This is a genomic window from Rhizobium sp. BK491, assembly GCF_014194925.1.
Lineage (GTDB): Bacteria > Pseudomonadota > Alphaproteobacteria > Rhizobiales > Rhizobiaceae > Rhizobium.
Window position 1 is genome coordinate 294,810 of record NZ_JACIAR010000004.1, and the last position, 15,218, is coordinate 310,027.

12 protein-coding genes are annotated in these 15,218 nt (G+C 58.2%); 7 read left to right on the plus strand and 5 right to left on the minus strand.

All coding sequences use genetic code 11. The features are described from left to right. Positions 1-238: 238 nt before the first annotated feature. Positions 239-1,108: an AraC family transcriptional regulator gene (locus FHX05_RS19700; RefSeq protein WP_210290314.1), complete on the plus strand. Its 870-nt coding sequence runs from the start codon at positions 239-241 to the stop codon at positions 1,106-1,108. Between the two features lie 197 nt (positions 1,109-1,305). After that, the gene (locus tag FHX05_RS19705; protein WP_183873965.1) at positions 1,306-3,549 is read left to right on the plus strand and encodes a glycoside hydrolase family 2 protein; all 2,244 of its coding nucleotides are present in this window, start codon (positions 1,306-1,308) and stop codon (positions 3,547-3,549) included. A gap of 18 nt (positions 3,550-3,567) precedes the next feature. Here the strand turns inward: FHX05_RS19705 and FHX05_RS19710 are convergent, their stop codons facing one another. Further along, a complete protein-coding gene (locus FHX05_RS19710) occupies positions 3,568-4,479 on the minus strand; it encodes a GntR family transcriptional regulator (protein ID WP_112399597.1) in 912 nt (303 codons plus the stop codon). 246 nt (positions 4,480-4,725) lie between these two features. On the opposite strand from FHX05_RS19710, the gene FHX05_RS19715 reads away from it, so the two are divergent. From FHX05_RS19715 to FHX05_RS19730, 4 genes are all read left to right on the plus strand, one after another. Beyond that, positions 4,726-5,745, plus strand: a complete 1,020-nt coding sequence (locus FHX05_RS19715; RefSeq protein ID WP_112608732.1) for an aldo/keto reductase — start codon at positions 4,726-4,728, stop codon at positions 5,743-5,745. A gap of 178 nt (positions 5,746-5,923) precedes the next feature. Continuing rightward, on the plus strand, positions 5,924-6,913 hold the full coding sequence (locus FHX05_RS19720; RefSeq protein ID WP_112335830.1) for an ABC transporter substrate-binding protein: 990 nt from the start codon (positions 5,924-5,926) through the stop codon (positions 6,911-6,913). Positions 6,914-7,007: 94 nt separating this feature from the next. Next, positions 7,008-8,558 (plus strand): sugar ABC transporter ATP-binding protein, encoded by a 1,551-nt coding sequence (locus FHX05_RS19725; RefSeq protein WP_112608736.1) that lies wholly within the window; start codon positions 7,008-7,010, stop codon positions 8,556-8,558. A gap of 31 nt (positions 8,559-8,589) precedes the next feature. Then, entirely contained in the window at positions 8,590-9,561 is a 972-nt protein-coding gene (locus FHX05_RS19730; protein ID WP_112335828.1) for an ABC transporter permease, read from the plus strand. Between the two features lie 208 nt (positions 9,562-9,769). On the opposite strand, the gene FHX05_RS19735 is transcribed toward FHX05_RS19730, so the two are convergent. From FHX05_RS19735 to FHX05_RS19750, 4 genes are all read right to left on the minus strand, one after another. Continuing rightward, complete coding sequence (locus FHX05_RS19735) at positions 9,770-10,771, minus strand: acyltransferase (RefSeq protein ID WP_183873967.1); 1,002 nt, start codon at positions 10,769-10,771, stop codon at positions 9,770-9,772. Then, positions 10,768-12,060 carry an O-antigen ligase gene (locus FHX05_RS19740; protein ID WP_183873969.1) on the minus strand — a complete coding sequence of 431 codons (1,293 nt, stop codon included), beginning with the start codon at positions 12,058-12,060 and terminating at the stop codon, positions 10,768-10,770. Before FHX05_RS19740 ends, FHX05_RS19735 begins: the two co-directional genes overlap by 4 nt. An 8-nt stretch (positions 12,061-12,068) precedes the next feature. After that, positions 12,069-13,343, minus strand: a complete 1,275-nt coding sequence (locus FHX05_RS19745) for a polysaccharide biosynthesis/export family protein (RefSeq protein WP_112608742.1) — start codon at positions 13,341-13,343, stop codon at positions 12,069-12,071. A gap of 85 nt (positions 13,344-13,428) precedes the next feature. After that, complete coding sequence (locus FHX05_RS19750) at positions 13,429-14,109, minus strand: sugar transferase (protein WP_112608744.1); 681 nt, start codon at positions 14,107-14,109, stop codon at positions 13,429-13,431. Positions 14,110-14,839: 730 nt separating this feature from the next. Here FHX05_RS19750 and FHX05_RS19755 point away from each other — a divergent pair. After that, positions 14,840-15,130, plus strand: a complete 291-nt coding sequence (locus tag FHX05_RS19755; RefSeq protein ID WP_112608746.1) for an exopolysaccharide production repressor protein — start codon at positions 14,840-14,842, stop codon at positions 15,128-15,130. The last annotated feature ends 88 nt before the right edge of the window (positions 15,131-15,218 follow it).

A 15,218-nucleotide genomic window follows, 5' to 3' on the forward strand; every position in this document is an offset into this window, starting at 1 on the left:
TCACCTTCAAGTCGATCGAATAAGCAGCGGCAGGGAAATCGACAGCATTTTGGTCCATGATCGCAGCGATTGCGAAACTGGCCGAAATCGTGATTTTTCCTCCGATCGCCGTTCCTCGCCGGCGAGCATGCGCTGTTTTCTGGCGGGATTATGCCTATAATCACGGAGGCGAACAGAGAACTATTATGCTTTTGAGGGTAATTTTGTGCTGCAAGAATTGATCGATAACGGACAGGTCATGCGGACGGTTTCCCTGCCGCGTGGACGCCACCGCTTGCACGCCATGCCGACCAGTGCGGGATATGAAATCCGCGACGACGAACCCTATGATTGGGATGGACGACGGCGCGGCCTCACACCGTTCACCGTCCTACAGCACACGATCAGCGGCACGGGTCGACTGCGCTATGAAAGCCGTAATTATCGCGTCAATGCCGGTGATACGCTGCTCGTTCTCGTGCCGCATAATCATCGCTATTGGCTGGAGAAGGGGGAGCGTTGGGAATATTTCTGGATCTCCATGAACGGCGAGGAAGCGCTGCGCATCCATCGGCTGATCCTCGCCGCAGCCGGTCCGGTGTTGAAGCTGCAGCAGGCGACCATCGATCATCTTGCCGATTGCAGCCTTCGGCTCGTCAAGGGCGCCACGACGCCGGCTTCGGCTTCGGCGATCGCCTATGAAGCGGCCATGGCGCTCTATGACGACGTCTTCGGCTCGCATGCCTTTGCTGCCGACCGCTCCGTCATGCAGATTGTCATCGACCACATCAATGCCAATCTCGACAAGCCGCTGCCGGTCGAAGAGCTTGCAAAGGTGGGCGGTCTCAGCCGCGCGCATTTTTCGCGCGTCTTCGCCGAGAGCGAAGGCGTGCCGCCGGCTGAATTCGTGCTGCAACAACGGATGCAGCGCGCGGCGAAGCTGCTGACGAAGGCTGCCTTCATTCCCGTCAAGGAAGTCGCGATCATGTCGGGCTTCGACGATGCCAATTATTTCTCCAAGGTATTTCGCCGCATCTACGGCATCAATCCGACGGAGTTTCGCACGACAGGCATGTATGCCGCCGTGCGCAGTCCGGTCGAGGAGACGAAGAACGCGCGGAGCCGATAGATCCATGATGGGTCGGCATCCTTGCTATCGCTTGTATGCCTTGAAAATCGAAATCCGCCAACTGGTCGCATTGCGCAACGGCGGCGGGCCTGTATAGATATCGCCCCGCGGCGTCCCGCCTGCCTCGCCGCATGCCTGACTTCCCAGCAACATCTGTTCGTCATCCGATGCGACGGGCTTAATCGATAGGATTGAATATGCGTTCTGTTGTCGCCTTCAATGAATCCTGGACGTTTCATGAAGGGTTTTCGCCCGAGGATGCCGGTCGCCAGCAGGAAGGGCAGAGTGTTACGCTGCCGCATACGGCCGTCGAACTGCCTTTCAACTATTTCGACGAGAAATCCTATCAGCGCGCCTTCACCTATCAGAAGATCATCAACTGGGACGAGGCCTTCGCAGGCCGCGAGGTATCGCTGATCTTCGATGCGGCCATGGCCGATGCCGTCGTCTATCTGAACGGTGAGGAAATCGTTGCCCACAAGGATGGCTACACGCCGTTCGAGGCCCGCCTGACCGGCCGCCTGCGCAAGGGTGAGAATTTGATCACGGTCAAGATCGACGGCAGCGAGAATCCGCAGATCCCGCCTTTCGGCGGCCGGATCGATTATCTCACCTATGCCGGAATCTATCGCGATGTCTGGCTGAAGGTTGCCGCGCCCGTCTCCGTCGCCAATATCAAGGTCGAGACGACGGATGTCCTTTCCAACCGCAAATCCGCGACGGTGCGCTGCGACATCTCCAATCCGCAAAATCTTGCTTTTAAAGGTACGGTGACGGTTACTTTGCGATCTGCCGACGGCGTAGCCATCGCTTCCGGCCAGGCTGACACCTCGGGTGGAAGCGTGACGCTCCGCTTCGCCGACCTTTCCGGCCTTTCGCTGTGGGAGCTCGACAATCCCGTCCTCTATTCCGCCGACGTGGAGCTTGCGAGCGAGCACGGGATGGACCGTCTTGCCGCGACTTTCGGCTTCCGCACGGCGAACTTCACCGCGGAAGATTTCCTGCTGAATGGCAAGAAGCTGAAGCTGCGCGGCCTCAACCGCCATCAGGCCTTCCCCTATGTGGGCTATGCCATGGGCCGTTCCGCCCAGGAGCGCGATGCCGAAATCATGAAGCGCACGCTGAAATGCAATATCGTGCGCACCTCGCATTACCCGCAGTCGAAATGGTTCCTCGATCATTGCGACCGTATCGGCCTGCTGGTTTTCGAGGAAATCCCCGGCTGGCAGCATATCGGCGATAAGGAATGGCAGCAGGAATCGATCCGCAATGTACGGCGCATGATCGAGCGCGACTGGAACCATCCGTCCATCGTCATCTGGGGCGTGCGTATCAACGAATCCCAGGATTCGCATGATTTCTACACGGAGACGAATCGTCTGGCGCGCGAGCTCGATCCCACGCGCCAGACCGGCGGCGTGCGTTACATCACCGAAAGCGAAATGCTCGAGGACGTCTATACGATGAATGATTTCATCCTTGGCAATGAGGAACTGCCCGGCGCCAACCGGCCGCGCACGCCGCTGAGGCCGCAGCAGGAAAATACCGGCCTTTCCAAGGATGTGCCCTATCTGATCACCGAATTCGGCGGCCATATGTATCCGACGAAAATCTATGATCAGGAGCAGCGCCAAGCCGAGCATGTGCGCCGGCATCTGGAAGTTCTGAATGCCGCCTATGGTGACCCATCGATCTCAGGCGCGATCGGCTGGTGCATGTTCGACTATAATACCCATAGCGATTTCGGCTCGGGCGACCGCATCTGCTACCATGGCGTCATGGACATGTTCCGCGAGCCGAAATTCGCCGCCTATGTCTATACCAGCCAGTGCGAGCCCTCCGAAGAGGTCGTCATGAAGCCGGTCACGATCTGGGCACGCGGCGAGCGCAATATCGGCGGCGCCCTGCCGCTGATCGTGCTCACCAATTGCGACGAGGTCGAGCTGCGCTACGGTTCTCTGACCAAGCGTCTCGGTCCGGACCGGGAAACGTTCCCGCATCTACCGCACCCGCCCGTCGTTTTCGATCACCGCTCCTTCACGCCGGACGAACTCGGCGTATGGGGCATGGAGTGGGAGGACGTGCATTTCACCGGCTATATCGGCGGCAAGCCGGCGGTGGAGCAACACATGGTCGCCAATCCGCTGCCGACCTCGCTGCAGGTGGAAGCCGATGCCGATACGCTGCGCGCAGGCGAGCGCGATACGGTGCGCGTTATCGTTCGCGCGCTCGATCAGGCCGGCTCGCGTCTTCCTTTCCTCAATGAAGCCATCACGATCAAGGTTGATGGCCCGGCGAAGGTCATCGGGCCGGAAACGGTGGCATTCCAGAGCGGGACCACGGGTTTCTGGCTGCAGGCAACAGGAGAAGCCGGTGCGATCAAGCTCGAAGTCTCATCTCCGCGCTTTGCCCGTCAAAGCGTGAGCTTTACCGCAAAATAACGCGCTGCCGGCCTGCGGTCAGGCGGCGGAGCCGGCAATTTCGCCTGCGGCTTGCGGGATCGACTGCAACAGCGTCTGTCGCGCCGAGGCAAGGTGCAGGCGGCAGGCGGCATCGATCCTTTGCTGGTCGCGCGATTGCAGCGCTTCGATATAGTCGAGATGCTCCGCCACGGCGCGGGCATTCCGCTCGCGGGCAAACGCCTTGTTCCACTGATAGTGATAGTGAAAAATGATGGCAATGACGTCGTAGAACTCGGTGATGAAGCGGTTCTTCGAGGCGCGATGGATGAGGAGATGGAATTTTTCGTCAAGGCGCGAGAAATCGCGGTAGTGCGCGTCGAAATCTTTAAGCAGTTCATGGTGTTCCTGCTCGATCGCCTTGAGATCCTCCCAGGCGTGATGATTGGCCGGCAGGCGGCCGAACTCGGCCGCCGAGTGCAGCTCGAACATTTCGCGCACGTCGGCAAGCTCGAGTGCGAATTCGCTGGTGAAGCCCTTGAGAATCCAGTGGCTGTTCGGCCGCTTCTCGATCAGGCCGAAGCGGCTGAAACGGATAAGGAATTCACGAACGACGGAGGTGCCCGTGCCGATTTCGCGCGCCAGTTCCAGCTCGTTGATCTGCATGCCCGGCTGGGCTTCGTCGGACATGATGCGCGTCATGAAGCTGCGCTCGATGATATTGTGCAGGGAATCGGTTTCTTCCTTAGGGAAGAAATCCGCCTGGGTCGGCAGGCGAAGCACTGTCTTCTGCCGCTTGTTCCACAGAATGATGCCAGCGTCGCTTAGACGCATGAGGATCGCTCGCGCCGTGCTGCGGCTGACGCCAAGTTCGGCTGCGATTTCAGGCTCGCTCGGCAGCTCGGTATCGAGCTTCAGGCGAGCCGCATAGCGATTATAGGCTTCCTTGAAGAGCGTGTTTTGCCTTGCCATTTCCCCCTCACGTCTCGTCGCCGCTCTTTGCCGGTGGCGCTGTCTGAACCATGTCCCGATGGCAGTCAATTGCAGGAGTTCTGTCGAAACCGCAGTTTCCGTCGTCTCCCGCGACGGTCCCCATGATTTCCTCGTTGACACCAAAATGTTTATTGTAGATAAAAAACAAAATCAATGGCGATGGATGTCGAGAGCCTCCGTTAACGCCACCGAAATTGAAATGGCGGCCATCACAAGGGAGAGGTGATGCAGACGAGAACAATCGGCAGGACGGGCCTTGAGGTCACAGAGATTAGCTTTGGCGCTGCGGCGCTGGGCGGCCTCTATCGCGCCTGCCCCCGCGACCAGGCAATGGCGACCCTGCAGGCCGCATGGAACAGCGGCATCCGCTATTTCGACGTTGCTCCCTGGTATGGCTTCGGCCTCGGCGAGCGTCGCGTCGGCGATTTCCTGCGTGATCAGCCTGAAGACAGCTATGTTTTGTCAACGAAAGTCGGCCGCCTCATGCGCCCGGTGCCGACCGACAAGGTGCCGAACTACGGTTATGTCGATCCCCTGCCTTTCGATGCCGATTATGATTATTCCTATGACGGCATCATGCGCTCGGTAGAGTTCAGTTATGCCCGTCTCGGCCTTAACCGCATCGATATTCTCTATGTCCACGATATCGGCGGCTATACCCACGGCAAAGCGCTCAATGAGCACTATCTCGGCCAGCTTCTAGGCTCCGGGCTGAAAGCTCTTGAGGAGTTGAAGTCGTCGGGCGCGATCAAGGCTTATGGTCTCGGAGTCAATGAGATACCGGTCTGCCTGGATGTAATGCATGCGGCCGATATCGATTGCATCCTGATTGCCGGCCGTTACACGCTGCTGGATCGTTCAGCTGTTGCCGAGCTGCTGCCGCTTTGCGAGAAGAAGGGAACATCGCTGGTCGTGGGCGGCGTCTTCAATTCCGGCATTCTGGCGACAGGACCCGTGCCCGGCGCGCATTTCGACTACCTGCCGGCGACGCCGGATATTTTGGCCAAGGTCGGAGCGATGGAGGAGATTGCCCGCAAGCACGGTCTGCCGCTTGCCCAGCCGGCGCTTCAGTTCCCGCTGCGCAGTCCCAGCGTGGCCTCGGTTCTGATCGGTACGGCGAAGCCCGAAAGTCTTGTTCGCAATATGCAGCTGATGGAGCCAAGGCTTCCCGACCGCCTGTATGAGGAATTCGAAGGGTTGACTGTGGTCGCGCCTCCTTTGGGAGACGAGGCTGTGAGAGTCTAGTAAATTGAGAGCTATCGAGCCGGCCGGAGAGGCGGCTTCGTAGAGGAGGAAAGCCTGTTTTGGCGTCAGTGGCAGTTCCACCGAGCCAAGCGTGATGCCTCAGGGCGTTACGATACCGAGCCGTAAGCGTTCAACGGCGGGTGTGCAGGAGAATAGAGCGCTTTGAGAGGAGAAGCAGATGAAAATTGCCAAGTCACTTCTGTCCCGCCGCAGCTTTGCCGGCCTTGCCGGCGCTGCCGTCATCGCCATGGCGATGCCCATGCAGTCCTTCGCGGCCGACGTGACCATCCCGATCATCGTCAAGGATACGACATCCTTCTACTGGCAGATCGTTCTTGCCGGCGCCCGCCAGGCAGGCAAGGATCTCGGCGTGAAGGTGCCGGAACTCGGTGCTCAATCGGAATCCGACATCAACGGCCAGATCAGCATTCTCGAAAACGCCGTCGCCGGCAAGCCGGCTGCGGTCGTCATTTCGCCGACCGAGTTCAAGGCGCTCGGCAAGCCTGTGGATGAAGCCGCCAAGTCCGTGCCGGTCGTCGGTATCGACTCTGCCGCCGATTCCAAATCCTTCATCTCGTTCCTGACCACCGACAACGTTCAGGGCGGACGTATTGCCGCTGACGGTCTTGCCGCCGCTGTCAAGGGAGTTACCGGCAAGGAAGAGGGTGAAATCGCCATCATCACAAGCCTTCCGGGTGTCGGCTCTCTCGACCAGCGTCGCCAGGGCTTCCTGGAAGAGGTCAAGAGCAAGTATCCGGGCCTCAAGGTCGTTGCCGATAAGTATGCGGACGGCCAGGCAACCACCGGCCTGAACATCATGACCGACCTGATCACCGCCAATCCGAAACTGGTCGGCGTCTTCGCCTCCAACCTGATCATGGCACAGGGTGTCGGCCAGGCGATCGCAGAAAACAAGCTCGGTGACAAGATCAAGGTCATCGGCTTCGACAGTGACGACAAGACCGTCGGCTTCCTGAAGTCGGGCGTTCTTGCCGGCCTGGTGGTGCAGGATCCCTACCGCATGGGTTACGATGGCATCAAGACGGCGCTTGCCGCTTCCAAGAAGGAAAAGGTTGCCGCCAACGTCGACACTGGCGCCAATCTCGTCACCAAGGCGAATATGAGCGATCCGAAGATCGACGCTCTGTTGAACCCGAAGGTCAAGTAAGTCTAAGGGCCGCGCCCGCGAAATCGGGCGCGGCCCTTTCGTCTGGTCGCTTTCCCAAGGTGGCCGCGCGGCGATGCGAGAGCGAGGAGATCCCATGACGAGCCTGGAAGAAATCAGCCATCGGCACGACGACACCGTCAAAACAGAAGCAAACCGAATTCGGGCCGGTTCGCCCATCCTTGAGCTTAAGGGCCTGCAGAAACGCTATGGTTTCGTCGAGGCGCTGAAGCCCGCAACGATAACGTTTCTCGCAGGAGAAATTCACGCGATTGTCGGTGAAAACGGTGCCGGCAAATCGACGCTCATCAAGCTCCTGACCGGCGTCATTACGAGAACGGCGGGTGAGATTTTCTGGTGTGGTCATCCGGTTGCGCTCGCAACGCCGAACGAGGCGATCGCCCGCGGCATCAACGCGGTTCATCAGGAGGTGGTGCTCTGCCCGCACCTGACGGTCGCGGCCAATCTCTTCCTTGGGGATGAGGTCAATCGTTTCGGCCTTATGCGCAAGAAGCAGATGGTGGCGATGGCGCAGACCGTGCTCGACGATCTCGGTTTCGGATTGCCAGCCGGCGAACTCTTGAGCTCGCTCACGATCGGCCAGCAGCAGCTGGTGGCAACGGCAAGAGCCGCGATGCGCGGTACGCAGTTTCTGATTTTCGACGAACCTACCGCCTATCTCACCCGTCAGGAATCGGCGCAGCTGTTCAAGCTGATCCGTCGGCTTCAGGGCGAGGGCGTAACGATCGTCTATATCAGCCACCGCATGGAAGAGGTGTTCGAGCTCGCTGACCGGGTCTCCGTCCTGCGCGACGGCACGCATGTCGGCACCCGCACGATCGCAGAAACCAACGATGACGAGCTGATCAAGCTGATGATCAATCGTTCCATCGATCAGATCTATCACAAAGAAGAAATCCCGATTGGCGACACCATCCTTGAAACGCGCGGCCTTTCCGGCCCCGGTTTCGAGAATGTTTCGCTGAGCGTCCGTGCCGGCGAGATCGTCGGCCTCTACGGGCTGATCGGAGCCGGCCGCAGCGAATTCGCGCTCGGTCTTTATGGACGCCAACCGCTTTCTGCAGGCGAAATCTACTGGCAGGGGCGCAAGGTCAATATCCGCAACGAGCGCGACGCGATGGAGCTCGGCATCGCACTGGCGCCCGAAAGCCGGCGCGATCAGGGGCTTTGTCTCAACCTGCCGATCGGCCTCAACATCAATCTGCCCGTGTTCGAGCGGCTGAGCCATGGCCCGATCATCAATAACAAGAGCGAAGCGGCCAATGCGGACAAGCAGATCCGCGATCTCAGCATCAAGACGCCGAGCCGACGGGTTCTGGTCTCCGCCATGTCCGGTGGTAACCAGCAGAAGGTCGTCATCGGCAAATGGCTGAGCCACGGCGCCAAGCTCTTCATCTTCGATGAGCCGACGGTCGGCGTCGATGTCGGAACCAAGGCCGAGATCTATCGCCTGTTTGCCAAGCTGCTTCGTGATGGCGCCGGCATCATCGTGATCTCGTCTTATCTGCCGGAAGTCTATGAGCTGGCCGATCGCCTGCACGTCTTCCGTAGCGGCCAGCTGGTTGCCAGCCATGATTTCCACGCGGCAACGCATGAGGAAGTCCTTGGCGAAGCGATTGGCGTCTAAACGATAAACAAGTCTAAAGAGGGAGAAAAAAATGGCCGCGAATACGACAGAAGGCCCGACCGTAGCGCCGCGGCGCAAGATGAACATCCTCTTCAGCCTGACGCTGATCCTGCTGCTTCTGGCGCTCTGGATTGTTCTCGGATTCTGGACCGACAAGTTCTGGACGCCGCTCAACATAACCAATCTGATGCGTCAGGGCTCGATGACGGCCATTCTTGCGCTTGGCCAGACCTTTGTCATCATCACGGCGGGCATCGATCTTTCCGTCGGCGCGATCGTCGGCTTCTGTACCGTCATCATCGCCTGGCTGTTGCAGGCGGGTTTCCCGGTGTGGTCCGCCATCCTCATTACCTTGTTGTTCGGGGTACTGATCGGCGCATTTCATGGGTTCGGCATCGTGCGCATGGGTCTGCCGCCCTTCATCATCACGCTGGCAACGCTGACCTCGCTTCGCGGCATAGGGCTGCTGATTACCAACGGCTCGACGATCAACATCGTCAATGACGATTTCAGCAATTTCGCAGTGTCCGATTTCCTGGGCATCCCGAGCCTGTTCTGGATGGTGATCCTGGTAGCGATTCCGGCTGTCATCTTCCTGCATCTGAGCCGCTGGGGCCGTTATCTCTTCGCCGTCGGCTCAAACCGCGAGGCGGCACGCCTGTCCGGCGTCAACGTCAACTGGATGATCTATCTCGCCTATATCCTGTCGGGAACCTGTGCCGCCTTCGTCGGCATTCTGCTTGCCTCGCGCATCGCCATCGGCAATGCCACCCAGGCCGACGGCTGGGAGCTGCAGGCGATCGCCTCCTCGGTGATCGGTGGCACCAGCCTGTTCGGCGCCGTCGGGACGGTCTACGGCCCTTTGATCGGCGCCTTCATCCTGGCGACCATCAACAATGGCGCCAACCTGCTGAACCTCAACTCCTTCTGGCAGCGCATTATCACGGGCGTCCTGATCATCGTGATCGTCTATTTCGATCAGCTGCGCCGCCGCCGCGCTTAGCAGTGTAATTGATACGCGATGCAGCCAAATCGGGCGGGCTACCCCGCCCGATTGCTGTTCGAAACAAGGGCCTCACGATCGGGTTGGACGATCGCCCAAAACGTGGCGCCGACCGGAGCCCATATAGTCCCGAATGCAAGTGGCACGCAGGGGCGATGGATGATGATCTCCAGCAGGTATGAGAGCGAGAAGCGCAGCCCGTCAGGTCTCAGGCCGGTGAGGGCCGGGATCTCCGCCAACTCAGGCCCTTTAGCAGATTGCGCAACGGCTTTTCGACGGCTTCATAGGCGACAACGCCGAGGAGCGTGCCGGAGATGACGCTGACGAAGGTAACGGCGTCTGACGGTATCTGTAGCGACGACAGCAGCTTGACGATCACCGAGATCGCGAGCGTATGCCAGAGATAGATCGAATAGGACGCGTTGCCGAGATAGGTGAGGGGAGGGACGGATGGCAGCTTGCCGCTGCGCTCAATGGAGACCGTGCCGAGGACCAGGGCGACGGCAAGCGGACCGCACGTCATCTCGTTGAAGTCGAGGGCAAGCAGCTCGATGGCGGCAAAACCGGCGATCGATACGATCACCAACGCGAGGCCAACGCCAATGCTAGGAACATGTCCTTTCAACCAGAACCGGGCAAGCACTGCGCCTGCCACGAATTCCAGAATAATCGGTCTGACATAGGTGGCAAGCATCGGCGATTGCGGATGGATGAGAGCGCCGATCGCGACGAAAGCGGCAAAGATGCCGATCAAGCTGCCGAGCCGCAGGCGCTGCGGCAGGAGCAGGCAGGCCGCGAAGATCACATAGAAGAACATCTCGAAATTCAGCGTCCATCCCTGCACCAGCACAGGCCATATCTCGCCGCTGCTGGGCGACCTGACGGGAATGAACAACAGCGAACTGAATATATGGCTCGCCGTCAGCTTCATGTTCGGAAACAGTCCCAGCACGGCGCCAGCAATCATGATGATGGTCACGATCCAGTAGGATGGCGCGATGCGCTGCAGCCGGTCGAGCACGAAACGCAGCGGCGTCACGGGGCGGCGCTCGCTCATGGTCCACATGATGAAGCCGCTGATGACGAAGAAGACATCAACGCCGGCGGCGCCGATGCGGAAATGGCCGCCGCTGCGCTCGGCGGCATGAAACAGCACGACCGCAAGAGCAGCAAGAGCACGCAGATATTGGATGCCGTAAAGCGTCTTCATTGGCCCGTTCGCGGCTCCCAATTGACCGGCGGCGCGAATGGCATCTGCTCGCCCATGTGCGGGGGCGCCTTCGCAGGAATACGTGTTCGCATGGAAAGCTTTCCTGCCGTGAAATAAAACAGGAAGGAACCGACATGGTACGGATTCAGAATATCGATCTCCACGAAAGACCGGATCAGCAAAAGCGTCGCAATTCCCAGAAGCAGATAGGATTCGTCGTTTCTGACATCGCTCAGAAAGCGGCTGATATGGCCGATCACAGCCGTCAGCAGGATGGAGGCGAGCAGGCACACACCAATGAGCCCGGTCTCGACCATCGTCTCGATATAGGTGTTGTGGAAATGGAAGCCCGCGCGCGAGGCAATGTAAAATTCCTCCCACAGCCGTTCGGGCTCAGAAAAGCCCTGTACCCAGTACGCCTGGTAGCCGACGCCGAAGAGGAGATTCTGCTGCGCAGTCGCGATGCCCTGTTGCCAGAGATAAGTGCGCCCGGTGAGCGTGGAATCCTTGCCGAAGGCGCCGAGGACGAGATCGACCGCACCGAGGTAGACGCCCGCGACCGCAAGGATGACCCCGACCACGGCTACCGTCACAAACAGCCTTTTCCGCTGTTTGGGCGACAGATATAGGATAATACGCAGGCTCACGCACAAGAGCACGACCAACATCGTCGTCAGAACTGATGTTGCCGATGCCGAGGCATGCAGGCAATAGGCCGATAACAGACCGGCAATTCCAGCACCGATCATCCAGATCCGCCGCTCGCCCAGAACAAAGACGGCGGCAAAGGCGAAATAGATGCCGAGCGAAGCATAGAAGCCGAGCTGGTTCTTGGAATCGAAGGCGCCGACGAAACTGTAGGTTCCGTCTATGGGATCATAGGCATAGTAGCCGAACAACATGGAATAGAGCAGCACGATGCCGGTGCCGACGATCGCGCCGCGTGTCAGCGTGCGGATATCGAGCGTGCGCATGGCGACCAGGGCGCAGAAGATATGCGTCATATACTGGATGGATGCCCGTGCCGTCGTCGGGGGGACGACCGACCAGAAGATCGACAGAAAGGTGAAGAAACCGAAGGCAAAAAGCCAGAGCTGCCTGTGATAGCTGCCAAGTACGTTCCGGTAGTCCATCATGACAAGCGGAAACCACAGCGCGTAGTAGAGCAGGATCGAGGGCTGACCGAAGCGGGAGGAGTAGGCAAAAACGAAGAAGGACAGGGTAATCGCCACCGTGCCGTAGGCGGCGTTGCTGCCAGGACGGATAAAGATCGATTTGGCTATCCGCATCGATTTTCCTATCGAATGGCAAGCCCGGTGCTGATCTTGATCAGATCGCCGGGCAATACCTGCGTGTTTTCCTGGGCCTGTATTTCCTTCGATTGCCCGTTGTCGTCACGAATGATGGTGTAGGAGATGCTCACCCCGGGGCCGCTTGGGTCGAGATTGCCGGCATCGGCCGATTGAGCGACAGCTTCCTGCATGAGGGACTGGCTGGTCGACAGTTTGAGCTGCAGCGTCTCCAGCTGCGTGTCGGTATCCTGCATGTCCCGGGCCAGCGAACTCTGCCAGTCGTTGCGCAAAGTAATCTCGTCCTGATTGGCCTTGTTGATATCCTGCTTGGCTTTCAGCGCGGCGGTTTCCGTATCGAGGAGTGTAGCTTCCAGATCGGAGGCGCGCTGTTCGGCGGAGATTCGGCGGGAGGCAAGCTCCAGCCCGCGCTCGGCCAGACTTTCGACCTTGTCGCGGTCGGCCTTGGCCAGATCAAGCTGACGGCTCTGCGTGTCGTTCTTCTTCGAAAGCGCCTCGACTTCGTTTTGCAGAAGCGTCTTCAGATCTTCTAGGGACTGCAGCTGCGTCGTCATGCGCTTGGCACGCGTATCCATCAGCGCCTTCTCGCTCGCGAGCAGATCCGCCATGTGCGGCAGCTGCTTGAGCTCGGTGGGGACGTCGATATCGTCCTTGCCGGCCAATTCGGCCATCAGGCGCGCTTTGCGCATCAACAGGCGGCTACGCTCCGCCATATAGACGACAGCGTCACCCTTGGCATTGATGAAATCGCGCGCAAAACGCTGTCCGGCATCGGCTCGGCGCATGCCGCCGCCGAGGCTTATAGCCTTGAGCACGGTCAGGTTGGGCGCGAACGGATATTCACCGGGATTCTGGACCTCTCCGGAAAGGTAGATCGGCCGGAACTGTGACATTTCGACCGAAGCCGAAGGACGATCACGCAGGCCGAATTGCTTCTGCAGGCCGAGACCGATAGCTTCGGCGATCTGATCCGTCGTCTTGCCGACGGCCGGCATATCCCCGATGAAGGGAACCGAGATCGAGCCCGAAGGGCCGACGGTGTAGTCGCCCGATACCATCGACCAGTCGCGAATGGTGCCTTCGGCCGTTTGCCACTCGGCAACGCGCACATGCAGCTTGTCCATGACGCCTAGATGATATCCGGCAAGGTTTTCGGCTAGCGCCGGAGTAGCAGCTGCGCCAAGGCTGAGAGCAATAATAGCTGCGCAGCGCAGCGATGAATTGACACGTAGAAGCCTCGTCGAAGGCCGGAATTCAATCATGCAGGATCTTCCCTGTTACCGGTAGGCAATCCCGCAGGACGCGGGAAAACCGCAGGACGCATCCCGCGGTATCTGCCAGTCATCATCAATAGCTGCCGCGTGAAAGGCAGACTGCAGGAATGGTTTTGGCGATGATCACCATGTCGCTGCTGAGCGACCAGTTCTTCACATAATGCGTGTCGAAGGCGACGCGGCTTTCGTAGGAAACGTCGTTTCGGCCGCTCACCTGCCAAAGACCGGTCAAGCCCGGACGGGACTGCAGATAATAGATCGCTGCGGTCTCGTAGCGCTCGAGCTCGTCTTCCACCACCGGGCGTGGCCCGACGACGCTCATCTCGCCGCGGATGATGTTGATCAACTGCGGCAGCTCGTCAAGGCTGAGCTTGCGCAGGACAGAGCCAACGGTGGTGACGCGAGGATCGTTCTGCAGCTTGCGCGTGGCGCGCCACTCTTCCATCGCTTTCGGATTGGCCTGCAGGTAAGAATGCAGCACCTTGTCACCATTGACGACCATGGTGCGAAACTTCAGGCAACGGAAGGTCTTGCCATTATGGCCGATACGGCGGTGGCCGTAGAAGACGGGACCGGGGTCTGAAAGTTTTACCAGCAGCATCAGCAGCAGAAAGAGCGGGCTGATGAGAACCAAGGCGGTCAGAGCGGTAGAAACGTCAAAAATGCGTTTCAATACTCCACCAGTGGGCGGAAATACGTCGCTTTCCGCAGCGCTGAAAAAAGCCGATGTGGCCGATCTCGTCGCAGATTTCATAGAGAAAACTCCATTCATGTTGACGATTGGTCGGAAATTCTCGGACGCGTAACTAGAGCCGCGATGGCCGGAGTGTAGGTTGGGATTGAGACTTTTTAAGCCAAATTTTTGTAGCGATATGGCATGGTGGTATAAATTTACCGCATCAACGGTGACTTGGTTTAGTGCAGTGATCAGTAGTTGATGAATTGTACTGTATCATGTTGTGTATAATGTCGATCTCGACAGCTCTGTCGTGTCGCAGTCGACCCTTTCTAAGGATATTATAGGCATGGAACGCTAAGCTGTTCATTATCATTAGCTTCGCTAGCCTCTGCTCGGTTTCCTTTCAGCTTCATGCCATCCTGCTTTCTTCTGAAGATATATTGCAGTGCAGCAATATTTTGCAGCGCACATACTGAAAGCAGATTCCTCAGGACTTTGTAATAAAAGTTGATTGAATGGACGAGAACACCCTATCGGCTGGATGGCCCGGATGCTTCTTTCAGATTGTATTATTTCGATATGCCACCATCTAATTGCAATGAGAAAGATGAACAAATTCAATTGTAATTATAATCGATGCGTAGTTTTAACAGGCTTGGCGCTAGGATCGTCTCAAATCGCAACGGATCTTGGTAACTTGGTTGAATCTCAATGAATCATAAAATATATTTAAGACTTAGGTCTGATAAGGGAGGAAAGACCTTGAACGCTTTTTATTTAACGTCCGAACGGGCGGGGTGAGATTATGTACGCGCCCCGCGTTTTCTTCAGCATGCTAGGCACGCTGATCGTATTTGCCATCGCAACATATTTCCTGACGAACTCGCTTTCGACCACCCTGATCGAAACGGCTATCTGTGCCGTCCTTCTGCAGATAGGTTATTTCCTGGGCGTGCTTTACCTCGTTTGGAAAGAGCGCAAAGCGCATGAGGCCCTGTTGAACGAAAATAAGGGCCCGGCATCGATACAGGAAGACAGCAAGGTCGCCGGTCTGTCCGCATCCAGTTTAAAGCGGTCCGAGCCCTTCAACCCCTGAACTTCGGGGAAACGGTCAGATCTTTTGGAGCTCGGCGGTTGCCGGATCGTAGCCATGTCCTAAGTCTCCGTCTGAACCCTTGGAGGCC